Below are 21229 nucleotides of genomic sequence, written 5' to 3' on the forward strand. Positions count from 1 at the left end.
TCAGTTAAGGAGAGAAATTTATGAGTTGTATAAGCGAACAAAATAATCTGGGTGACTTATTAAAGTATGAGGTGTCAAGTCTATATTCAAGAGATCAGATAACAGTAGCCAAGGGACAAAATATTAAGCTTGGTGCAGTAGTTGCCAAAAAGACGGAAGATGGTCTTATTAGAGTACTTAATCCCGCTGGAACAGATGGCACACAAACAGCGATAGGTGTAATAGTAAGTGATGTAAATGCAATAGAAAATACTAAAGCGGTAATTATTACTTGTGTTGCAATACTAGCAGATCATGCAGTGGTGTGGCCAGCAAATATCACTGAAGAGCAAAAAGCTGAAGCAATAAAGCAACTTGAAGGACGAGGGATCATTATCCGCAAGGTAGTTTAACTAAAATTAATAAGGAGAAAAAAAATGCAAAATCCATTTACAAATACAGCATTTAGTATGACGGCACTAACAAATGCGATGAATATATTGCCGATAAATTATGGACGTGTTGAAAATTTAAATTTATTTCCAAGTAGGTCAGTAAGATTTAGACATATTACCATAGAAGAGCAAAATGGAGTATTAAGTTTACTACCAACGCAAGTACCCGGAGCACCAGCAACAGTAGGAAAAAGAGGAAAAAGAAAGGTAAGAACATTTACGATTCCACATATTCCACATGATGATGTAGTGTTACCAGAAGAAGTACAGGGAATAAGAGCATTTGGATCAGAAAGTGAACTTAAAGCGCTGGCAGATGTAATAACTGACCATTTGCAGCTAATGAGAAATAAACATGCAATAACGTTGGAGCATTTGCGTATGGGAGCGCTGAAAGGAATAATTTTAGATGCTGATGGGTCAGAATTATTAAATTTGTACAACGAATTTGAAATAACACCAAAAGTAGTAAATTTTGCACTGGGAACAGCAACAACAGATGTCAAGCGTAAGTGTCTGGAAGTATTGAGGCACATAGAAGATAATCTAAGTGGTGAATATATGACAGGAATTCATGCTTTAGTAAGCCCTGAGTTTTTTGATGCACTTACTTCTCATACTAAAGTGAAAGAAGCATATGAGAGATGGCAAGAAGGAGCAGCGCTAAGAAATGATATGAGGTCAGGATTTGCGTTCTGTGGAATAACGTTTGAGGAATATAGAGGACAAGCAACTGATCCTGAAGGAACCGTGAGAAGATTTATTGACAAAGATACAGGGCACTGTTTTCCACTAGGAACAGCAAGCACATTTACAACATATTTTGCACCAGCAGACTTTAATGAGACAGTAAATACTCTTGGACAGCCACTATATGCAAAACAAGAGCCAAGAAGATTTGATAGAGGGACTGATTTGCATACGCAGTCAAACCCTCTGCCAATGTGCCACCGTCCAGCAATACTAGTCAAGATCGTTGCAACATAGGTAGAGCAAATATAAAGCGGTGTGAGGCAGAAGAATGCTTTACCTCTTCTTAGCATATAAATGTTAGTATATAGCGGAGAAATGTGCAAGAGAATATTAAGAGATTATTTAAAGATTGTTTTGCTCATTTAGGAAAAGTAGCTTTGTATGAATCAAAGGATAAGTCATATATGGTACAAGTACTAAAGCAACAGCCAGATAAATTATACGAGATTGGTGAAGGACAATTTGTGGGAGAGATGCTTTTTCTTGAGGTAAGCGTTTTTGATGTACTCAGGCCAATGGTGGGAGATATTTTTGTTATTGATGGTTGTAAATATAAAGTATATTCTCCGCCACTGCGAGGTAATTCAGGAATAGTTTGGAATATAAACTGTACAGTACTTGGAGAGAAAGATGTTTAAAATTGAAGTTAATGAAAACATTGAGAGAATTACTCACGACATTAAAGCTAAAGTAGAGTTGGCAGCGGTAAGAGCGCTAAACAAAACGGCATTATGGTTAAAATCTCAGGCTGTCCGAGAAATCAGTGAAGAAAAGCAAATTAGGCTAAAAGTAATTAGAAAAAGGCTAAGAATTATCAAAGCAAGGAAAAGCACTTTGAAAGTTTTAATTAGAGCATATCTGTATGATATAAATATAAAACAAGCAAAAATAAGAACAGCATTTAATGATGAATTTATGGCAACAATGCCAAGAGGCTATCGTGGTATTTTTAAACGTGTAGGAAGAACAGCACTACCGATACAGGAGGTTAAACTACCACTTGAACCTGAGGCTTCAAGGATAATAGAAAATCTTGTTAATTATGAAGTTGAAAGGATATTTGAAAAATATTTTACACATGAGTTATTTTATGACGGCATTTTGGACTAATTTACATGAGGCAATTTGTAATACGCTAAAGGCAGAGATACCAGCAATTCAAACTTGTGAGGTTTATCCAGCAATCAGGAAAGAATTGATAGCACCAGCAGTATTTATAGAACTTAGTGGCTTTGAAAAAGGACATGATCCAGGAACAGAAGAATTAGCGCTGAGAGCAAAATTTGAAGCACGAATTGTGATTGATAGCACAATAGAAAATGCACCTATTATTGTCAGAGCATTGGCGGCAGAAGTAGCAAGAGTGGTAAATAAAAACACTTGGAAAGTGGAGAAAATTTCACCAGGAGAATTTATCTCAGGAGGAGGAGATGATTTTAGGCCAGAGCTCGATGCATATTTAGTGTGGATGGTAGAGTGGGTGCATGAAGTACATCTTGGTGATTCAGTATGGGCAGAGAGTAGTATTCCGCCGAGTACTGTTTACATTGGGTTTACGCCTGATATTGGAGTTGCTAATAAGCATAAATATGTAAAGGTTGGCAAAAATGATGAATAGTTTTGAAGATGCGAACTTACTAATAAAACTTAATAACTTGATTAGAGTTGGCACAGTCGAAGAAGTAGGCTGTGGAACGGCTAAGGTACGTGTAAAAATGATAGGTAATATATTAACAGACTGGTTGCCATGGGTAACAGCAAGAGCTGGAGAAGACAGAAGTTGGTCTGCACCAAGTATTGGAGAACAGGTGATAGTACTTTCGCCATCTGGTGAAATTGCCAAAGGGATTGTCTTACCTGCAATTTATTATAAAAAATATCCTATTCCAGAAGGAAGTAAGGAAGAAGTAAGCGGTTTTGTTTTTAAAGATGGAACAGTTATTTACTATGACCGAAATGGTCATAAGTTTACAATTTCTGTCAAAGAAGAAGGAGCTCTTGTTTTTGCAGTGAAAGAAACGCAAATGGAAGTAACTAGTAAGGAAGTTATTTTAAAAACGGGAAAATCAAGTTCAAATATAACTGATGAAAAGATTGTCTTACAGGTTGGGAACTCAAGTCTAGAGATTACTGAGAGTGGCATTAAGTTAAATGCGAAAAAAATAGATTTAAACTAGCCGGAGAAAAATGTTAGAGCTAATAATGATAAGGGTATTATGATTGGTGATATTGAGTATACCTCTCAAACATCAGAATTAAGTGGATATGAATCAGGATGTGAAGATGAGTCAAGAAGAGAGGAGGAAACAAGAGGTTCATTGTTAGGGCAAAAACGACTTTCAGAATCAGACAAAGATTTAAGTTTGGCAAAACAGGGAAAAGTTGTTCGTTTTGGTGATATGTGTAACCAACATGGAGATTATTTACAAAGCCCTGGCATAGGAGGAAGCAGTAATGTGTTTGTAAATGGTAGGCCTGTGCATCGTCAAGGAGATGAATGGTCACAACATGCATCAACAGACCCTTATAAACCACCACATACTAGTCAATCCCTTCTTGAGGGGTCAGATTCAGTGTTTGTAAATGGCAAAGCCATTGCTCGTACTGGTGACCTAATTTCCTGTGGAGCAGTGGCAGAACAAGGAAGCAATGATGTCTTTGCAGGGTAAGTGATATGCGTGGTATGAATTCTGAAACTGGTAAAACAATAAGTGGTATAGAGCATTTAAAACAATCAATAGTTGATATTTTAACTACACCAATTGGTGCTCGTGTTATGCGCCGAGATTATGGATCAAGGTTATTTGAGCTGATTGATCATCCAATTGTACCTGGTTTTGCACAAGAGCTTTATGCAGCAGTTGCAGAAGCATTAGAAAAGTGGGAGCGTCGATTTAAGCTTAAACGTGTACAAATAACAGAAATAAAAGAAGGTAAAGTAACTCTCATTTTAGAAGGAATCTATCTGCCAAATGGAAAGCCGATCCGCCTTGATGGTATTATAGTATAAGGTAGTAGGATGAAAACACCAAATATTGTCGAAACATTAAAATTTGAGGAAATCTTTTCGCGAATGAAAGAAGAGTTAGTGCGTCGGAATGCAAGTTTTTCTGCACTAACTGAGAGTGATCCAGCAATAAAGATACTGGAAGTAGCAGCCTGGCGTGAACTTTTGCTTAGGCAAAGGATTAATGATGCAGCACAGGCAAATTTACTTGCTTTTGCAAGAGGTAATGACCTTGATCACTTGGCTGAATTTTATGGTGTGCTGAGAAAGGAGTCAGAGAATGATGAATCCTTAAGGAAGCGGGTAAAAGCCAAAATTGTTGGTTGGTCAACAGCAGGGAGTAAAGAGCATTATCGCTATCATGCATTATCTGCTGACACGAGAGTAAAAGATGCGCAAGTGGTATCACCTATACCAGGAAGTGTACAGATTTCAATACTTTCCACAGAAAATGGTGGAGTACCTTCAGAAGAATTGCTAGAGATCGTCAGAAATCACGTTATTCGCGATGATATTCGTGTATTAACAGATACGCTTACAGTTATTGGCTGTGGTATTATTCCCATTACTATTCATGCTAAAGTGCATATTTACCCTACTGCATCAAAAGATGTTATCGAAGCTGCAAAGGAACAATTTATCAAAGGTCTTGAGTCTACTAAAGGTTTAGGGTGGAATGTAACCAGGTCCTGGATTATTGCTCATCTTTTTACAGAAGGTATACAAAATATAGAGCTTACAGAGCCAATAGAAGACATAATTGTACAAAATAATGAATGCGTTGCTTTAAGTGATTTAAGTGTTAGGTAAAAATTGGTGATACTTCCTCCAAATGCTTCAAAGCAAGAGCAAATACTTACAGACATAATTAATTATTCTTTTGATGCAAATTCTCTACGGGGATTTAAATTTAACCCACAGACTGAAATGTTGCCGTGGCTAGTAGCGGAATACGGCTTGGGAGAAATTTTATCCTGGGGTAAGAAAGCTACTAAGAGTGCATTAAAAGAATGGGTCTCAGCTAAGCAAAACGGAATAAGATTTCAACGTTTGCGCGGTACACCACAGTCACTGAAGATGGCGCTGAAGTGGGCAAACATTGATAATATTACCATTCAAGAAGAACCACCAGGAGAGCATTTTGCTGAATTTCAAATTGGCATCTCTGATGTTCCTAATGACTTTTTTGTCGATAGTGTAATTGCTCTGGCAAAACTTTCTGCACCGGCAAGATCTCGATTAATGCGAATATTCAATGACTATTACAATGCTCAGCGATTTATGTTAGATGAAAGTATTTTTGGAGATCTTCTTTCAGACTACTCAGGTGTAAAAATAGCAAAAGAAGGACCAGTATTATCGTTTGGAAGAAAAAACTCATTTGAGCTGAAAATAGGAAATCCAAGATTTAAATTTGGCACTTTTAGATCACATTATGATAGAAGTTACAGTAATGATTTATATAGGTTAGATGTTGCAACATTAGGAGAGACAGAGCCTCACACGAAGAATTACAACGGTACATATGAAAGAAATCATGAGTGGTACAACTTAGAAGCACTATATCCTCTACCACAGAGTTTATTGCCAGAAATTAAGTTTGCTAAAGCATTAATAGTATTGTCAGATAGTTGGAATTTAGGGGATATAAATGCTTGTTTTGCATCGACTACTTATGAAGAAATAGAGCATACATTTCACTTAAGTGAAGATAAACTTTCTGAGCAGATTTGGAATTTTCAACGTACACCAATTTTAGAGCGATTTAGTATAACTTATTACTATGAAGCGAAGAATTTTACTGATCAAAAAATAATAGAGTCTAATTTAGTGGAATATCATGTTGATTGTCAAAATGATTCAGATTCAAAACAGAAAGATCCCATTCATGAGCTAGAAAATTACGTAGCAGCATTCTATTCAGGTATGGTTACTTGGCATGAACATCGCCACTTAAATCGCCCTTGGAAAGATTTTGATCCTATTATTGCAAAAAAATTGGACGTTTTTTCTACGGATCTTGTATATACATAATATCAACTGCACAATCAACTATGTCAGTACTCACACAATCAGGCAGAGCAGCTATTGCTGCGAGCATAAAAGAGCAATCTATCCATCTTGCTTGGGGCAGTGGTGATGCCAATTGGGAAAGTAGTCATAAAGTCGAAAAAGTTTTTGTTGAGGATGAAATAGCTCTAGATCACCACACTATTAAAGATGTGAAGGTTTTTACAGGGCAAACAACTTATCAGCCAAGTATTGACTATACAGTTAATGGCAGTACTGGTGTAATAAAACTTACGGAAAATAGCTCTATTCCAGTAAGTGATAAAGTTACTGTAGAGTATAGTGAAAGCACACCACCAGAGCTGATAACTTCTGAAAAACTGCTCAATGAACTTGGCAGACGTACTGCAGATGAAGTGCTATTCTGCACAGGTGATGAAAATGGCGAACTTATAACTCCATCTGGAAGGTTTAGGCCCTCAAATGTACCAACTAATAATCTCTATCTCAAATTTACTTTCGATTTCACGGATGCAGCAAATCAAGTAATCAGAGAGCTAGGGGTTATGGTTGGTACTAAAATAAAAGAAGAATTACCTGAAGGACAGAGATATTTTGAACCTCAAGATATAGAAGAACATGGGATTTTATTGATTTTGGAACACACCGTACCACTTATCAGAACTGCAGCAACCAGGGAAACTTTTTCATTTGTTGTAACTTTTTGAATTTTTCTAGCATTAAATGACTTTAAACACCTATTATAACCGCTTTAATCCTGACAAAGAATACGAAAAAAGTTTGTTCCTGGCAGGAAGAGGTCTACAATCAGCAGAATTAAACGAGACTCAGGAGTATGCTCTCTCTAAGCTTAAAGGCATAGGTGATGCAATATTTCGTGATGGTGATGTTATAACAGGAAGCAATTGTATTATAGATGGGGAAAAAGTTACACTTGAGGGAGGAAAAATCTATCTGCGTGGAGCGGTGAGAAAAGTAGAGGCAAAAGAGTTTGTTATTCCACTGAGTACCACAGTGCGTATAGGTATTTATTACCTAGAATCTACCATTACAGAACTTGAGGACGAAAATCTTCGTGATCCTGCTGTTGGTACAAGAAACTATCAGGAAGTAGGAGCTGCAAGGCTTAAAGTTTCCACCATTTGGGGATACCAAGTAGAAAGTGTTACTGTTAACTCTACAAATGGCGAATTTTACCCAATTTACAATATTGAAAATGGAGTATTGATAGAACATTCACCGCCACCACAAGCAAATATAGTAACTACTGCGCTTGCTCGTTATGACAAAGAAGCCAATGGTTCCTACGTTGTAAATGGCCTTGAAGTGATGTTCCTCCACAAAGAAGAAAAGGGAGAAGAAGGGGTAAAAAAAGGTAAAAAAGAAATATTTGTGATTAATGAGGGTAAAGCTCATGTTGATGGTTATGAGATTGAACTTCCTCACAGTATTCGTGTTTCTTTTGATGAAGATCCAGATATAAAATCAGTTGAATCAGAACCACATACTTTTCAGCCAAATAGCCAAAGAGTAATGGAACTTAAAGTTAATGATTTTCCAATAAGTGAAATCAAAAAAGTAGATATAACTGTTCAAAAAACTATTACCATTACTCACGGTTCATACTCAGGAGCTGTTGATCCAATACCTGACTCTGCGGTACTTGAGATTATTCAAATTAAACAAGGCAATGTTATTTATGAAAATAGTATAGACTATAAGTTAAACGCAGGAAACGTTGATTGGTCATTACCCGGCAAAGAACCAGCACCTGGAAGTAGTTACCTGATAACCTATCGCTGTCGCACTCATGTAAGTCCTGAAGATATAAGTGAAGAGGGATGCAAAGTAAAAGGAGCAGTTGATAACAGCTTGGTTTTGATTGATTATACCTGGAAAATGCCCCGCTTTGATTTAATTACTATCGATAGCAAAGGGGTGGTAAGGAGAATAAAAGGAATTTCCCATTCTTGGCGACCATCGATGCCTAAAGCGCCCTCTGGACAACTTTTGCTCTGCTACATTCATCAGACGTGGAAAAACGGGGAAAAGGTGAAAATAGTGAATAATGCTATTCATGCTGTACCGATGAATGAGCTTGAAGCAATGAAAAAAGGAATAAATGATCTTTATGCGCTGGTTGCAGAGGAACGTCTACGCAATGATGCAAATTCAAGAGAACCTACAACGAAAAAAGGAGTATTTGTTGATTCGTTTTTTGACGATGATATGCGTGATCAAGGAATTTCGCAGTCTGCAGCAATAGTAAATAGAGAGCTAGTTCTGCCAATAGATGTAGAAGTTGCAGATATTGAAAAAGGTGGGGAAAGATATCTTTTGCCGTATGAACTTGAACCGGTACTGGAGCAGCTTTTACAGACTAAAGGAGAAAAGATCAATCCATACCAAGCTTTTGATCCAGTACCGGCACAAATTACTCTAAATAAAAACATTGACCACTGGACAGAGGTTACCACGAATTGGAAAAGTCCAGTAACAAGAGTATTTAATGTTAAAGAAACGACAGAGCTGCTGTCAAGTACTTCATACGAAACTGAATTTATGAGAGAAGCAATACAGAATTTTGAGATCGAAGGTTTTGAACCAGATGAAAAGCTTAAGGAATTAAAGTTTGATGGAATTTTTATTCAACCTCAAGCATAGAAAATATTTGAAAGAAAAACATGATCGCAACATTTATTGCTGATAACAGAGGAAAAATAAAAGGAAGATTTACTGTACCAAGAAACATTCCTGCTGGAACTAAGTTAGTGCAGTTCTTCGGTGATAAAGGCAGTTATGGAGAAGCAACTTATACTGGTAAAAAAACAATTACCATAGAGGAAAGAAGAAGAGTTATCGCGGCAAGAAGAGTTGATCCTTTAGCGCAAACATTTACTCTAAATGAAAGTAGGCACATAGGAGGCGTGGAACTATGGTTTGTAAATAAAGGCAAAAAACGTGTTGTTGTGCAGATTAGAGAAACAGCAGTGGGAATGCCCTCGCAGACTGTCATTGCTGAAAGTTATATTGAGCCAAGAGATATAAAGGTGGATGGCACAGCAACACGTATTACTTGGTCACCAGTGTTTTGCCATGCAGGACGAGAGTATGCAATAGTACTGCTTACTGATGATCAGGGTACTGCAGTAAAAATAGCAGAACTTGGCAAATATGATGCAGTAAATAGCCGTTGGGTAACGAGTCAGCCATATCAAGTAGGAGTATTACTCTCATCTAGCAACGCAAGTACTTGGACTCCACATCAGAACTTAGATTTAACGTTTCGGCTTTTGGCTGCAAAATTTAGCGAAGTTTCTCACATTATTGATCTTGGCAAGGTTACTGCAAATAACGTATCAGATTTAATTGTTTTGACGAACGTCGAAAAAGTAGCATTTGATACCAATGTAGAATTTATCTTAACAGATGAAGAGGGAAGAGAAAACTTTTTGTCTGATAATTTGCCACTTGCATTGCGTGAAAGATTATCTGGAGAGCTAACGGTAAAAGCAAGCCTAAAAGGAGGGCGAGAAAAAAGTCCTGTTCTCTATCCTGGGTTACAGCTAGTTATGGGTAATCTTTCAGAGTTCGGAGATTATGTTACAAGAAGCATTACAGCAGGTTCTAACACTAAGATAACAATTACCTATGATGCGCTGATACCTGGCACTGCAGACATTAAAACTTATGTAGAGAAAAACATGGGAGAATGGCAATTAGTCAATTTAACATCAGGAAAACCAATAGGGGAAAATTGGGTGGAGAGAACTCATGTGCTATCAAATTTTAATGCTAATGAGACTAGAGTAAAATTAGTTTTAAGTGGAACGGTTGTTTATCGTCCTAAAGTCAAAAATCTCAGAGTAATAGTAACATAAAATTTAAATGACTTTTGATCAAACCAAACGAGGATATCCATTGCCACATCCAGAAAATATTGCAGTAGAAGATGTTGTTCGTATCCGTACCACAATTAAGAAAATAGATGAAGATATCGCTAAAAGAGAAAATGAGCACAATCAGCTTAAAAAAGCATTTGAACGACTGAATTTTGAGACTTTTTTGAATTTTTGGAATGACCATTGCTAACGAAGCCATAGATGCATTGCATCAAAGAATTAAAGATTTAGCAGCAAATAGTACACCTGATCAATTAGCGTACCTTGCTAAATCATTGGAATCGATGATAGGTAAAAAAGCTATTTCTGATATTGCGCAAATGACTAAAGTAAAAGAAATAATTGATGCACTACAAGAAAGGCTTAAGGATTTAGCAGCAAATAGTACACCAGATCAATTAGCATATCTTGCTAAAGCACTGGAATCAATAATCGACAAAAGTGCGGTTTCTGAAATTGTGCAGATGACAGATGGTAAGCTAAAAGAACTTCTTGATAGTGCAAAAAAACACTTAACTGATCTGGATAATAAAAAAGCTAGTTCTTTAGCAGTGATCTCTGAATCAGAGAAGCAGTTATTAAAGAGAATTGATGAAAAAGGGACAACAAATTTATCGCTACTTGATACGAGAAAGAATGCCAATATTGCAGCAATAAATAGCATTAGTAACAGTCATAAAGATGGTCTTAAAGGTTTAGTAGAAGATTTTCGTGCTGTTAATAATGTACCATCTGGCTCATCAATTATTAGGGAAATAGAAACTCGTGATAACCAATTAAAAACATCCCTGATAAATGAGGTAAAAACTCGGGATGAACAGTTAAAAGCGTCTCTTATAAATGAAATAAGAAAGCGTAATATGGTTGAACCAGGGTCATTACCTTTCTTATTTGGTGTACTTGGAAGAAAAAATAATTACTTTGGCCACGGAACTTTTACAACAGAGCTTGGAAAGTGGAGTAGTGATATAACAAAAACCGACTGTATGTTGCAATTACTAGCAGGTAGCCATACATACGATACAGATTACGTTAGTTTTTATCGGCCAAGACAACTCTATTTTATAGAGGGAAATAAAGGAACATTTATTTACGGAGAGTTATGCACAAAAAGTTTTTCGGGTAGTTATGATGAGATATACTATTACCCATATGCTGCACTTGGAGTAGTATTTGTAAAAAATACAACCAATGTGAACATAAATAAGACAATGGAATTTGTTGGATCATCTTATTCTAGTACGGAGTATGGGGGAGCAGGATTATTTGTGGGAACTCCTGATAACACTAATTCTAATAAATCAAGTATTTCAAAAATAGTATGGAAAAATGTTTACCAATACACGAGTTCTGATAGCAAGTTAGCCGGATCTGGCAATGTAGAAATTCCAGCAGGAAAAACAGTTGCAATATTACTTTACACATCATCTTATCTGTATTCCAGAACACAAGTTAGTCAAGGTATGCTTGCATCAAATTATGTACACAACTATGGTCAATTTATTCAGTGGGGGATTTATAACATACGTAGCAATTTTCTGACTACAGGACTTGAAGTAGATGTGGAAAGGACTCTCAGGGCTTGGCAATGCCCAGGATTAGATGCCACCCACAAAATCTGGAATTAAAACGGAGAAAACCAATGCCAATTTATATTAGATTTGAACATAACAAACAAGTAGAAACAACGACGCTTAAAAGCAAACCAGCTGGAAATGATTGGTATGAAGCGCCAGAAAATTTTGAATGGCAAAAGAGTTATTGTCTAACGGAAGGAGGAGAAATTGCTCAGCGTACTAAAGAAGATATACAAAAGGAGTTACTGGATAATGCGAAGCTCTGTGCATTTGACAATATTCGTACTCATTTTAATAACTTTACTAGTAGATTCTCAGGGCACTCTCATCAAAAGGCTAAGTCGTACGAGATTCAAGCAAAAACCGCGGAGAACATTTTAACAACACAAGAATCTATAGATGAGAAGGATGCAGCAATTATAGAGCCACTGGCAAGAGTGAGAGGGATTTCAGTAGTGGAGATGGCAAAAATAATAGAAGAGAAGGCAGAAAAAGCAGTAAAAGCAATAATTAAATGTGAAGAGCTTGAAGATTTAGCCAAGAGAAAGATTGAAGAAGCCAAAAGTGAAGAAGAGCTAGAGGACTTACTAAACAATTTTAAACAAAAGATGCAAAGAAATGGCTGAAGAATTTTTACATGGAGTAAATGTTATTGAGGTAACCTCAGGAGCAAAGACAGTACGTACAGCTAAATCATCAGTGATAGGTGTAATTGGTACTGCCCCTGAAGCTGATGAGCAAAAATTTCCACTCAATAGTCCAGTATTAATAGCAGGAAGCTTAAAGGAAGCAGCAAAGCTTGGGAAAAGTGGAACACTACCTTCTGCAATAAACGGGATATTTTCCCAAATTGGTGCAACAGTAGTAGTTATTCGAGTTGAAGAAAGTGAAGCTATTCAAAATATAATTGGTGGAGTTGATGAAGAGACTGGAAAATATCAGGGAATTCAAGCATTCCTCAGCAGTGAAAGCATAATACATGTTGCCCCAAGAATACTAATTGCACCTCAGTTTACTCATCAATTGCCTGAATCTGAAAATCCTAAAAACCCAGTAGTAGCAGCTTTGATAGGAGTAGCAGAAAAGCTAAGGGCAATAATAGTTGCAGATGGACCAAATACCAATGATGAAGAAGCCATAAAATGGAGAAAAAGTGTAGGTAGCTCAAGAGTTTACGTTGTTGACCCATGGGTTAAGGTGTTTATTGAAGGAAAAGAAGAAATTTTGCCGTCTAGCCCATTTGTAGCTGGTTTAATAGCGAAAGTAGATAGCGAACAAGGATTCTGGCACTCGCCTTCAAATAAAGAGATAAATGGTATTGTTGGAACAAGCAGGCCTATTGATTTTACACTTGGCGATAGAAGCTCTCGAGCAAATTATTTAAATGAAAATGAAGTAACGACGATAATTCATCAAAATGGCTATAGGCTTTGGGGAAATAGAACATGTTCAAACGATTCGAAATGGACATTTTTATCAGTAAAAAGAACAGCTGATTTAATTAATGATAGTCTTCTGCGTGCACACCTTTGGGCAGTTGATCGCAATATCACCAAAACTTACATAGATGATGTGATCGAGGGGGTGAATTCTTATTTGGCCAATTTAAAAGCCCAAGGAGCTATTATCAGCGGAAAATGTTATGCAACACCCGAACTCAATACACCAACAAATATTGCGAGCGGAAAAGTGTATTTTGACTTTGAGTTTACACCACCATATCCAGCTGAGCAGATTACTTTTAGGTCACACCTCGTGAGTGGTACAATATTGTAAAAAGGGAAAAAAGAGGAAAAAATGTTACCGAAGATTTTAAAGAATTTTAACGTATTCGTTGATGGTAGAGGTTATGCAGGGAAAATAGATGAAATAACGCTACCAAAGCTTACCATAAAAACAGAGGAGTACCGTGCTGGTGGTATGGATATTCCAATAAATATTGATATGGGAATGGAAAAACTTGAAGCAGAGCTCACTTTTGCTGAGTATGACTCTGAGCTCTTTAGACTTTTTGGATTAATAGACAATAATGCAGTCTCTCTTACTTTACGTGGAGGATTACAAGGAAGTAATAGTGAAGCTGAATCTGTAGTAGTTAACTTAAGAGGGCTCTTTAAAGAACTTGATTTTGGTAGCTGGAAACCTGCTGAAAAAGCAACACTAAAATGCACTGTAGCTGCCAACTATTATAAGCTTACTATTGATGGCAGAGAATTGATTGAAATTGATGCTGAGAATATGATTCGCAAGATCGATGGTGTTGATCAAATGACTTCTATGCGTACAGCCTTAGGAATTTAACTAAAAGGGTAAAACAATGGAAAAAATTAAATTAACTGAACCAATAAAAATCGATGGAATTTTAGTTTCAGAGATAACTCTACGTCGCCCAAAAGTTCGAGATCGTTTAGCTGTTGAACGTATGGGTAATAGCGATGCAGAGAAAGAAGTAGCACTGATTGCAAATCTTGCAAGTATTTCAAGAGAAGCAGTAGAAGAACTTGATTTGGCAGACTACAGTAAGATTCAAGAAGTGTTACAAGGTTTTTTGTCTCAGCAGAAGAGTTGAGGCTGAGCATATTGTCACTTAGCTCAATGGTTGGTGGTGGAATCAATCAGTGGCTTGATATGGATATTGAAGAATTTATTACTTGGTTTGAAAGTAGCGGAAAATTATACAAATGAAGGCAATTTCTATAGTAATTGGAGCAACACTGCAAAGCAGTTTTAATAGTACGATAGCAGGTAGCACGAAGCAACTTTTCCGTATTGGTAGTACGATAAAACAACTTGAATCATCAAGTAAATCAGTATCCAAGTTTAAAGAGCTTAGCCACGATGCTCTGCTTGCTCGGCGCTCTTGGAATGAGCTAGAAATAAAGACAAAATCTCTGGCTAAACAGATAAAAAACACAGAAGCACCAAGTAAGAGACTACAAAATGAATTTACAAGATCTAAAGCTGCAGCACTGAAAGCTAAAACAGCTTATTTACAAAAAAGAAGTGCTCTCCACCTACTACGCACGGAGTTCAATAAAAGTGGTAGAGATATAAAATCTCTTGTTGGAGATCAAGCTAAACTTGGCTCCTCTATTGAAAAGCTTAAAAATAACTATACAGCTTTAAATTCCGTAATGCAAAAACGTAAAGGAGTTTTAGCACAAAGAGCAAATTTCAAAGCTCAAATGATGGATGCTGTGGCACTTGGCCTCACCCTTGCAGCACCACTTAAGGCTGCAATTAGTTTTGAGAGTGCCATGGCTGATGTAAAGAAAGTTGTAAAGTTTGAAGATACAGATGTAAATGGCTTAACAAAACTTGGGGAAACATTAAAGGAAATGTCGCGTACAATTCCGCTATCTGCGGCAGAACTTGCGCAAATTACTGCAAGTGGTGGTCAACTTGGTATTAAAGCTAAAGATCTTACGACTTTTACAGACACTGTGGCCAAAATGGCAACTGCATTTGATATGTCAGCAGAAGAAGCAGGAGACGCTATTGCTAAACTTTCTAATATTTATCAAATTGAAATTGGTGAAATGAAAGGTATTGGTGATGCAATAAACCATATCTCTGATAACACTGCAGCAAAAGCTAAAGACATTGTTCCTGCATTAAACAGAATCGGTGGTACAGCAAGGCAATTTGGCTTAACTGCAGTAGAAGCGGGAGCTTTAGCAAGTAGCTTTATTAGTCTTGGCAAGGCCCCTGAAAAAGCAGGTACGGCAATTAATGCAATGCTCAGCAAGCTGCAAACTGCAAGCAAACAAGGTGGCAATTTTCAAAAAGCTTTTCAAATGCTAAAAATAAATGCTAATGAATTTGAAAAAGCAATTGGTAAGAATGCACAAGGTACATTAGTTAAGTTTTTAGAAACGATTGCAAAACTAGGTAAACAAGAACGTTCTAGCGTTCTCTTTGATCTCTTTGGCCTTGAATATCAAGATGATATAGCACTACTTATTGGTAGTCTTGATGAATACAAAAAATCTTTACGATTAATAAACGGAGAATATAAGGGCTCAATGCAAAGGGAGTTTGAAAATAGAGCAAATACTACAGCAAATAATCTTCAGCTACTTAAGAATTCAATAGCAGAAGTAGGAATGAATCTTGGTTCTGTACTATTACCACCTTTAAATTTTACTGTTAATCTTCTAAAGTCAGCAACTACACAAGTAGCACTTTGTGCCAAGGAATATCCAGTACTGACTACAGTGGTCATAAGTACAATTGCAACATTGATTAGCATAAAAATAACAGCTATATCTCTTGGATATGCTTGGACTTTCGTAAAAGGTTCTTTATTCGCTCTTTTATCTACTTGGAGAGTGTTTGCATCTGTTATTACTTTGGTAAAAATAGGTCTTTCTGCAGTTTTTCCAGCGGTAATTGCTGGATTTAAAGCACTGACAATTGCTCTAATGAGTAACCCTATTGGGCTAATTATCGGAGGTCTTGTTATTGCTGCAACTTTGATAATTACCAAATGGCAAGTGGTAAAGAATTTTTTTGTTACTATCTGGGAATCAGTGAAAATTGTATGGAAATCTTTTTCTGATTGGGTAGGAAAGTTTTGGAATAATATTACTCAGCCTTTTAAAACAATCAATAATCTATGGAGCAAAAAAAATGAGGCTAGACTAGAAGTTAGGTCTGTAAATAATGTTATAAGCGATTCTCTTAAACACCCAATTGCAGAGCATAATAAGACTATAGAGAATAAAACACACAATAATCACTTTAATATTAATATTCACCCAAGCTCTGGACAAGACGTACGTAGTATTGCTGATGAAGTAATGGAGCGAATTAGAGAACAATTTAGTGGTGCGCTTTACGATATAAATTAAATTATGCTATCTCTTGGTCCATATAGATTTTCATTAACTGAGCGAGGCTTTACACGGAGGAGTGAATATCGCTGGCCTGCACTTGAGCGTATTGGAGAAAAGCCATTGCTTCAAAGTATTGGTCCTGGAGAGGATGTTATTGAGCTTGCGGGAGTAATCTATTCGCATTTTTCGGGAGGATTGAAGCAAATAAATAATATGAGAAATTCATCGAAGCCTTTTTTACTCATTGATGGCCAAGGTAACATTTTAGGCCATTTTGTTATCGTAAAAATAGAAGAAACGCAGAAATATTTTTTTCCAAATGGTGAACCAAAAAAGACTGAGTTTCACTTAAGTTTGAAGCACTATGATAACGCGTTGTCAGACGGATCACTAAATAATCTCGTTGATGATATACAACTTGATGATGATGTGTTACAAAACTAAGGAAAATGATATGTTAGATTTAATCTGCTGGAACTACTATGGATTCAGCTCAGGAGCAGTTGAGATTGTGTTAAGAGCTAATCCTGGACTTGCAGCAGTTGTGTTAAAAGTCAATAGAAAAATTGATGTAGCTGTGAATAAGTACTTAAAATTTGTGTGGGCGTACTTATTCACAGCTATGCTATTACTATATAGAAGCAGTTTTAGGGCTATACCCCTCAGTAAACAGTCTACCGTCTCTTACTAAAGAGTTAGCAAGGATAAGTAATTTTCTCATTGCAGCAGTAGAGGCAACTTTATATGGTTTTTTATATTGATTGTATAGCCTATCAAAGAAGATTTTTATATAAGAATTGTACCTTTGCGCACTAAGAATGCACATATGTAAAACCTTTCTAATTTGTGATCTACCACCCTGAATACACCTTTTTCCCTTACTAAAACCACTATCTCGATTAAAAGGTGCAACTCCGGAAAGGCTGGATATTTCTTTATGTTGGAGAGTTCCAAGCTCGGGTAGATAACAAATAAAAGTAATAGCTGTTATTGCACCTACACCAGGTATACTAGTTATTGATATATACTTTTTTTTAAGCTCTTGATTTTTATCGACTAATTCCATTACCTCATCTTCTAAAACTTGAATTTGATTTTGTAAAACTGCAAGTAGCTCTTCCATTTGTTTGATTATAGATAAATCGGTTACTTGATGAGCTTGGGTTTTTTGTATTTTTGCTATTTCTACTAGTTGATTCCTGCGAGATAATTTTTGCTTCAAACAGTCAATACTACTAACTTTTAAAGGAGTGACACGCATGTCTGTATTACTAACATAACGTGAGATGATGCTACAGTCTATTTTATCAGTTTTAGTAGCAATACCAAGGCTTTTTGCATAGTCTCTCACCCATCTTGGTTGAATGACATATACTTCAAAACCATGGCTTAATAAAGTATAAGCACATAATTTTTCGTACCCACCAGTTGCTTCAAGTCCAACTTTGGTTACGTTATGTAAACGCAAAAAGTCGAGCATTTGATCAATAGCTTGAACGTTATTTTCAAATACTTTATGATGTCCAAGTGGATGAATGTGGATGTCTAGTTTATTTTTGCTAATATCAATTCCAGTAATAATATTTGATAAATTCATAATTCCTCCATAAATAATGTGTATACTGCATTTTCCACCCTTATATACGAGCCTAAAAGCTCAACCAGTTGTTCGGAACTTTCAGTATAATACACCAGAGAGGAGAACCTTGCTGCAAGACGGTCCTTATGACCAAGAGTATGGACGGTTCCTCCTCTCTCCGTGTCTTTATACTGCTATTTCGTGACATTTATAAAGACTTGTTTTTAACATATAAGAGTATGAACTTCTTCCTGCAGGCTTAATTATTAAATTGCCTGTCATTCAAAGAACGATACAAAAGCAAGTAATAAAACTATGGGATTAAAATGACACCAGACTTTAGTATTTCAGTAGAAGGCATTTCCATCACTGAGTTGATAAAAAGTCGGTTAGTATCAATGCATATTACTGATGAAGCTGGAGTAATAAGTGATACTGCTGTAATTCATCTTGATGACCGTGATTCATTATTTGAGATTCCTAGAACTGGAGCAAAGCTGAATATTTTGCTTGGATATAAGGAAACTGGCATTATGCCGATGGGAGATTACATAGTAAATGAAATTACGATACAAGGTCCACCACAAGCACTAAAGATTAAAAGTCATGCAGCGGATCTAAAAGAGTCATTAAAGGAACAAGTGTTTAATGAGTGGCATCAAATTACTTTGAATGATTTGGTGAAAAAAATCGCAAGCAAACATGGCTATCAAGCTAAAGTTGCTGCAGAGTTTGTAAATATCATGATATCATATATTGATCAAACTGCAGAGAGCGATATGCATTTTTTAACCAGGCTTGCTCAAATTTATGGAGCAATAGCAAAACCTGCAGGAGGATATTTACTGTTTGTTTCAAAAGGAAAAGCAAAATCAGTTACCGGAAAAACTTTAAGCACTATTACTTTAACACCTAGAGATATTACAAATTGGAAAGTAAAATTTAATGAGCGTAATCAATATGGCTCGGTTATTGCTTACTGGTATGATTATGAAAAAGCAGAGACAATAACGGAAAAAGTAGGTGATCAAGAACCAAGCTATATTTTGCGAGATATTTATGCAAGTAGTGATTTGGCACAAAGTGCAGCATCTGCGAAGTTGAATCAGCTGATGAGTAATGCAGCAACACTCAATGTCACAATGCCAGGAAATCCTGAATTATTTGCTGAAGCAAAGATTAATCTTTCTGGATTTCGCAAAGGAGTTTATGGTAAATGGATAATAAATAGGGCTGAGCATGTAATTGATAACCTTGGCTATCGTACTATTGTTACGGGAATAATTGATAGTTGGAAAGTAAATTGATAATTTCTTCATAGATATCTTCTTTATTATTGTTTAATTCCTCTACAGCAAGATCTAAAGGAGTTTTTTTATCTTTGTTTTTAGCAGAAGGATTTGCTCCATTTTTCAGTAGAAATTTAGCAATTTCCAGATGTCCTTTTCGTGCAGCATAGTGCAGAGCCGTCCAGCTAAAAGCATCAGTAGTATTTACATCAATGCCTTCTTCAATTAGAAATTTTACAACTTCTAAACAGCCTCCACTTGTAGCATAGTGTAATGATGTTGCACCAAAATGATGAGTAGCATTGATATCTACTACATTTTTTATTAAGGATCTTACAGTATCTAAATTACATTTTTCAGCTGCAGTAGATAATGTTTCCAGATCATTGCCACTTGCCTTACTTTTTATTGGCACATCTTTTGATAATTGGTCTGTACTAAAGTGCTGATACAGAACAATAACGCATATTATTGGTATTATTGAACTTGTTAACAATTTCCAAAAAAGGCTAGATTTCATGTTGATTATATTATTTACATCGCTTGTTTAGTGCAACTAATTAACTTTATTTTAGAAAAGATTTTTTGGACGTATTTTTGATGAATCTTGTATATGTATATATACAACTTTTCCTTTAAAAAAGATGACAAACACAGGAAAGATCCCTGTAGCAGTAATTGCTACTATGGTGATACAAACAATAGCATTGATCTGGTGGCTAGCTAAGCTCGACTTAAGAGTTCATATGCATGATAAATTTATAGAGCAAAATCAAAGGACTACAGAAATCATCTATCGTCTTGAAGAAAGGGTCAAAAACCTTGCTGAAGAAGTTAACGAGCTTGAGCAGAGACAAAAATAACTATAACAAATGACAAAGTACATTTTATCTGTAGATGGAGGAGGAATTAGAGGAATCATTCCTGCCATTATTCTAGCAGAAATTGAATCTAGGACAAAAAAGCCAATTTCCCAGATCTTTGACTTAATGGCAGGAACCTCAACCGGTGGAATTGTTGTTGCTGGACTTTGTAAAAGCAATAAACTTCAATACTCTGCCAATGATTTGGTTGAACTTTACCAAGAGTATGGACCATATATCTTTCAAGCATCACTTTGGAGAAAATCAATTGCTTCTTGGCTGAGTGGTTCTCAGTACTCATATAAAAATATGGAATTTATTCTCAACAAATACTTCGGCGAAAGCACTATGGCCGATGTTGCGAGTAATCTACTGCTCACTAGTTATGACATTCACAATAGTTGTGAATTTTTCTTCAAAAGTTGGAAAGAAAAAAACATTAAGTTGAAAGATGCACTCAGAGCTACAACAGCTGCTCCAACGTACTTCACACCAAAACGTCTGAAAATTAGCCAAACAGAGAGAGTGTTGATAGATGGCGGAGTGTTTGCCAATAATCCAGCGGCTTGTGCATATGCAAGTGGTAAAAGGTTATTTCCAAATGATGAGATTATACTGCTATCAATAGGCACTGGTGGAACAGATAGAAGTATAAAGTATGCTAACTCGAGGAGATTTGGAAAAATAGGGTGGGTCAAGCCACTACTGAATGTGATGTTTGCCTCTGGACTGGATTGCGTTGATTATCAACTAGAGCAAGTAATGGGTGATAAATATATACGAATACAATCACAACTCAAAGTAGCATCATTTGAGATGGATAATATAACGTCTAAAAATATTAAATGTTTGCAGCAAGAGGCAAAGGCAATAATAGAAAGTCATCAACGAGTAATTAATGATTTTTGTGCTATCAAAATAATATAAGTTTAAGGCAAGACTTTTTTGATAAAAAT

27 protein-coding genes are annotated in these 21229 nt (G+C 36.2%); 25 read left to right on the forward strand and 2 right to left on the reverse strand.

The genetic code is table 11. From position 1 onward, the window contains the following. Positions 1–20: 20 nt before the first annotated feature. From OPR21_RS06455 to OPR21_RS08610, 22 genes are all read left to right on the forward strand, one after another. Positions 21–392 carry a head decoration protein gene (locus tag OPR21_RS06455; protein ID WP_265029852.1) on the forward strand — a complete coding sequence of 124 codons (372 nt, stop codon included), beginning with the start codon at positions 21–23 and terminating at the stop codon, positions 390–392. Between the two features lie 24 nt (positions 393–416). After that, a complete protein-coding gene (locus tag OPR21_RS06460; RefSeq protein WP_264376316.1) occupies positions 417–1421 on the forward strand; it encodes a major capsid protein in 1005 nt (334 codons plus the stop codon). Positions 1422–1504: 83 nt separating this feature from the next. Beyond that, positions 1505–1825, forward strand: a complete 321-nt coding sequence (locus OPR21_RS06465) for a head-tail joining protein (protein ID WP_174516711.1) — start codon at positions 1505–1507, stop codon at positions 1823–1825. Then, entirely contained in the window at positions 1818–2297 is a 480-nt protein-coding gene (locus OPR21_RS06470; protein ID WP_265029853.1) for a phage tail protein, read from the forward strand. Before OPR21_RS06465 ends, OPR21_RS06470 begins: the two co-directional genes overlap by 8 nt. Beyond that, positions 2278–2805 (forward strand): hypothetical protein, encoded by a 528-nt coding sequence (locus OPR21_RS06475; RefSeq protein ID WP_224721422.1) that lies wholly within the window; start codon positions 2278–2280, stop codon positions 2803–2805. The genes OPR21_RS06470 and OPR21_RS06475 overlap by 20 nt, the downstream gene beginning before the upstream one ends. After that, complete coding sequence (locus tag OPR21_RS06480; protein WP_205517798.1) at positions 2795–3364, forward strand: phage baseplate assembly protein V; 570 nt, start codon at positions 2795–2797, stop codon at positions 3362–3364. The genes OPR21_RS06475 and OPR21_RS06480 overlap by 11 nt, the downstream gene beginning before the upstream one ends. 39 nt (positions 3365–3403) lie before the next feature. Continuing rightward, positions 3404–3856 (forward strand): PAAR domain-containing protein, encoded by a 453-nt coding sequence (locus tag OPR21_RS08500; RefSeq protein ID WP_318010167.1) that lies wholly within the window; start codon positions 3404–3406, stop codon positions 3854–3856. A gap of 5 nt (positions 3857–3861) precedes the next feature. Beyond that, the gene (locus OPR21_RS06490; RefSeq protein ID WP_015588498.1) at positions 3862–4197 is read left to right on the forward strand and encodes a GPW/gp25 family protein; all 336 of its coding nucleotides are present in this window, start codon (positions 3862–3864) and stop codon (positions 4195–4197) included. A 9-nt stretch (positions 4198–4206) separates the two neighbouring features. Then, entirely contained in the window at positions 4207–5004 is a 798-nt protein-coding gene (locus OPR21_RS06495) for a baseplate assembly protein (protein ID WP_015588499.1), read from the forward strand. Positions 5005–5010: 6 nt separating this feature from the next. Beyond that, entirely contained in the window at positions 5011–6228 is a 1218-nt protein-coding gene (locus OPR21_RS06500; protein WP_265029854.1) for a phage tail protein, read from the forward strand. 20 nt (positions 6229–6248) lie between these two features. Then, a complete protein-coding gene (locus tag OPR21_RS06505) occupies positions 6249–6932 on the forward strand; it encodes a hypothetical protein (protein WP_265029855.1) in 684 nt (227 codons plus the stop codon). Between the two features lie 16 nt (positions 6933–6948). After that, positions 6949–8889 carry a DUF4815 domain-containing protein gene (locus tag OPR21_RS06510; protein ID WP_265029856.1) on the forward strand — a complete coding sequence of 647 codons (1941 nt, stop codon included), beginning with the start codon at positions 6949–6951 and terminating at the stop codon, positions 8887–8889. Positions 8890–8909: 20 nt separating this feature from the next. Further along, complete coding sequence (locus OPR21_RS06515) at positions 8910–10106, forward strand: hypothetical protein (protein ID WP_265029857.1); 1197 nt, start codon at positions 8910–8912, stop codon at positions 10104–10106. Between the two features lie 7 nt (positions 10107–10113). Beyond that, positions 10114–10317, forward strand: a complete 204-nt coding sequence (locus tag OPR21_RS06520) for a hypothetical protein (RefSeq protein ID WP_264687101.1) — start codon at positions 10114–10116, stop codon at positions 10315–10317. Beyond that, the gene (locus OPR21_RS06525; RefSeq protein WP_265029858.1) at positions 10304–11755 is read left to right on the forward strand and encodes an SF-assemblin family protein; all 1452 of its coding nucleotides are present in this window, start codon (positions 10304–10306) and stop codon (positions 11753–11755) included. Before OPR21_RS06520 ends, OPR21_RS06525 begins: the two co-directional genes overlap by 14 nt. Positions 11756–11769: 14 nt before the next feature. Beyond that, a complete protein-coding gene (locus tag OPR21_RS06530) occupies positions 11770–12330 on the forward strand; it encodes a hypothetical protein (protein ID WP_012673237.1) in 561 nt (186 codons plus the stop codon). After that, entirely contained in the window at positions 12323–13480 is a 1158-nt protein-coding gene (locus OPR21_RS06535; RefSeq protein ID WP_264376307.1) for a phage tail sheath subtilisin-like domain-containing protein, read from the forward strand. The genes OPR21_RS06530 and OPR21_RS06535 overlap by 8 nt, the downstream gene beginning before the upstream one ends. Positions 13481–13501: 21 nt before the next feature. Continuing rightward, on the forward strand, positions 13502–14005 hold the full coding sequence (locus tag OPR21_RS06540) for a phage major tail tube protein (protein ID WP_265029859.1): 504 nt from the start codon (positions 13502–13504) through the stop codon (positions 14003–14005). A 16-nt stretch (positions 14006–14021) separates the two neighbouring features. Continuing rightward, on the forward strand, positions 14022–14273 hold the full coding sequence (locus OPR21_RS06545; protein WP_174516917.1) for a phage tail assembly protein: 252 nt from the start codon (positions 14022–14024) through the stop codon (positions 14271–14273). Between the two features lie 112 nt (positions 14274–14385). Continuing rightward, positions 14386–16557 carry a phage tail tape measure protein gene (locus OPR21_RS06550; RefSeq protein ID WP_265029860.1) on the forward strand — a complete coding sequence of 724 codons (2172 nt, stop codon included), beginning with the start codon at positions 14386–14388 and terminating at the stop codon, positions 16555–16557. Between the two features lie 3 nt (positions 16558–16560). Further along, positions 16561–16986 (forward strand): phage tail protein, encoded by a 426-nt coding sequence (locus tag OPR21_RS06555; RefSeq protein ID WP_264687705.1) that lies wholly within the window; start codon positions 16561–16563, stop codon positions 16984–16986. A 10-nt stretch (positions 16987–16996) separates the two neighbouring features. Next, complete coding sequence (locus OPR21_RS08610; RefSeq protein WP_406829252.1) at positions 16997–17233, forward strand: tail protein X; 237 nt, start codon at positions 16997–16999, stop codon at positions 17231–17233. Here the strand turns inward: OPR21_RS08610 and OPR21_RS06565 are convergent. Continuing rightward, positions 17174–18139: an IS110 family RNA-guided transposase gene (locus OPR21_RS06565; protein ID WP_265029861.1), complete on the reverse strand. Its 966-nt coding sequence runs from the start codon at positions 18137–18139 to the stop codon at positions 17174–17176. The two genes, OPR21_RS08610 and OPR21_RS06565, sit on opposite strands and share 60 nt — an antisense overlap. A gap of 308 nt (positions 18140–18447) precedes the next feature. Here OPR21_RS06565 and OPR21_RS06570 point away from each other — a divergent pair, with 308 nt between their 5' ends. Beyond that, positions 18448–19428, forward strand: a complete 981-nt coding sequence (locus tag OPR21_RS06570; RefSeq protein ID WP_265029862.1) for a phage late control D family protein — start codon at positions 18448–18450, stop codon at positions 19426–19428. Here the strand turns inward: OPR21_RS06570 and OPR21_RS06575 are convergent. Continuing rightward, positions 19394–19930 carry an ankyrin repeat domain-containing protein gene (locus OPR21_RS06575; protein ID WP_007549904.1) on the reverse strand — a complete coding sequence of 179 codons (537 nt, stop codon included), beginning with the start codon at positions 19928–19930 and terminating at the stop codon, positions 19394–19396. The two genes, OPR21_RS06570 and OPR21_RS06575, sit on opposite strands and share 35 nt — an antisense overlap. A 124-nt stretch (positions 19931–20054) precedes the next feature. Here OPR21_RS06575 and OPR21_RS06580 point away from each other — a divergent pair, with 124 nt between their 5' ends. Then, positions 20055–20273 carry a hypothetical protein gene (locus OPR21_RS06580; RefSeq protein ID WP_012673232.1) on the forward strand — a complete coding sequence of 73 codons (219 nt, stop codon included), beginning with the start codon at positions 20055–20057 and terminating at the stop codon, positions 20271–20273. A gap of 9 nt (positions 20274–20282) precedes the next feature. Continuing rightward, the gene (locus OPR21_RS06585; protein WP_265029863.1) at positions 20283–21200 is read left to right on the forward strand and encodes a patatin-like phospholipase family protein; all 918 of its coding nucleotides are present in this window, start codon (positions 20283–20285) and stop codon (positions 21198–21200) included. The last annotated feature ends 29 nt before the right edge of the window (positions 21201–21229 follow it).

This window comes from Wolbachia endosymbiont (group A) of Philonthus cognatus, assembly GCF_947251755.1.
GTDB classification, from domain to species: domain Bacteria; phylum Pseudomonadota; class Alphaproteobacteria; order Rickettsiales; family Anaplasmataceae; genus Wolbachia; species Wolbachia pipientis.

What these genes read in the sequence shown, in the direction of transcription:
- OPR21_RS06455 (WP_265029852.1), top strand. Translation starts at nt 21, where the DNA reads ATGAGTTGTATAAGCGAACAAAATAATCTGGGTGACTTATTAAAGTAT.
- OPR21_RS06460 (WP_264376316.1), top strand. Translation starts at nt 417, where the DNA reads ATGCAAAATCCATTTACAAATACAGCATTTAGTATGACGGCACTAACA.
- OPR21_RS06470 (WP_265029853.1), top strand. Translation starts at nt 1,818, where the DNA reads ATGTTTAAAATTGAAGTTAATGAAAACATTGAGAGAATTACTCACGAC.
- OPR21_RS06475 (WP_224721422.1), top strand. Translation starts at nt 2,278, where the DNA reads ATGACGGCATTTTGGACTAATTTACATGAGGCAATTTGTAATACGCTA.
- OPR21_RS06480 (WP_205517798.1), top strand. Translation starts at nt 2,795, where the DNA reads ATGATGAATAGTTTTGAAGATGCGAACTTACTAATAAAACTTAATAAC.
- OPR21_RS08500 (WP_318010167.1), top strand. Translation starts at nt 3,404, where the DNA reads ATGATTGGTGATATTGAGTATACCTCTCAAACATCAGAATTAAGTGGA.
- OPR21_RS06490 (WP_015588498.1), top strand. Translation starts at nt 3,862, where the DNA reads ATGCGTGGTATGAATTCTGAAACTGGTAAAACAATAAGTGGTATAGAG.
- OPR21_RS06495 (WP_015588499.1), top strand. Translation starts at nt 4,207, where the DNA reads ATGAAAACACCAAATATTGTCGAAACATTAAAATTTGAGGAAATCTTT.
- OPR21_RS06505 (WP_265029855.1), top strand. Translation starts at nt 6,249, where the DNA reads ATGTCAGTACTCACACAATCAGGCAGAGCAGCTATTGCTGCGAGCATA.
- OPR21_RS06510 (WP_265029856.1), top strand. Translation starts at nt 6,949, where the DNA reads ATGACTTTAAACACCTATTATAACCGCTTTAATCCTGACAAAGAATAC.
- OPR21_RS06515 (WP_265029857.1), top strand. Translation starts at nt 8,910, where the DNA reads ATGATCGCAACATTTATTGCTGATAACAGAGGAAAAATAAAAGGAAGA.
- OPR21_RS06520 (WP_264687101.1), top strand. Translation starts at nt 10,114, where the DNA reads ATGACTTTTGATCAAACCAAACGAGGATATCCATTGCCACATCCAGAA.
- OPR21_RS06525 (WP_265029858.1), top strand. Translation starts at nt 10,304, where the DNA reads ATGACCATTGCTAACGAAGCCATAGATGCATTGCATCAAAGAATTAAA.
- OPR21_RS06530 (WP_012673237.1), top strand. Translation starts at nt 11,770, where the DNA reads ATGCCAATTTATATTAGATTTGAACATAACAAACAAGTAGAAACAACG.
- OPR21_RS06535 (WP_264376307.1), top strand. Translation starts at nt 12,323, where the DNA reads ATGGCTGAAGAATTTTTACATGGAGTAAATGTTATTGAGGTAACCTCA.
- OPR21_RS06540 (WP_265029859.1), top strand. Translation starts at nt 13,502, where the DNA reads ATGTTACCGAAGATTTTAAAGAATTTTAACGTATTCGTTGATGGTAGA.
- OPR21_RS06545 (WP_174516917.1), top strand. Translation starts at nt 14,022, where the DNA reads ATGGAAAAAATTAAATTAACTGAACCAATAAAAATCGATGGAATTTTA.
- OPR21_RS06550 (WP_265029860.1), top strand. Translation starts at nt 14,386, where the DNA reads ATGAAGGCAATTTCTATAGTAATTGGAGCAACACTGCAAAGCAGTTTT.
- OPR21_RS06555 (WP_264687705.1), top strand. Translation starts at nt 16,561, where the DNA reads ATGCTATCTCTTGGTCCATATAGATTTTCATTAACTGAGCGAGGCTTT.
- OPR21_RS08610 (WP_406829252.1), top strand. Translation starts at nt 16,997, where the DNA reads ATGTTAGATTTAATCTGCTGGAACTACTATGGATTCAGCTCAGGAGCA.
- OPR21_RS06565 (WP_265029861.1), bottom strand. Translation starts at nt 18,139, where the DNA reads ATGAATTTATCAAATATTATTACTGGAATTGATATTAGCAAAAATAAA.
- OPR21_RS06570 (WP_265029862.1), top strand. Translation starts at nt 18,448, where the DNA reads ATGACACCAGACTTTAGTATTTCAGTAGAAGGCATTTCCATCACTGAG.
- OPR21_RS06575 (WP_007549904.1), bottom strand. Translation starts at nt 19,930, where the DNA reads ATGAAATCTAGCCTTTTTTGGAAATTGTTAACAAGTTCAATAATACCA.
- OPR21_RS06580 (WP_012673232.1), top strand. Translation starts at nt 20,055, where the DNA reads ATGACAAACACAGGAAAGATCCCTGTAGCAGTAATTGCTACTATGGTG.
- OPR21_RS06585 (WP_265029863.1), top strand. Translation starts at nt 20,283, where the DNA reads ATGACAAAGTACATTTTATCTGTAGATGGAGGAGGAATTAGAGGAATC.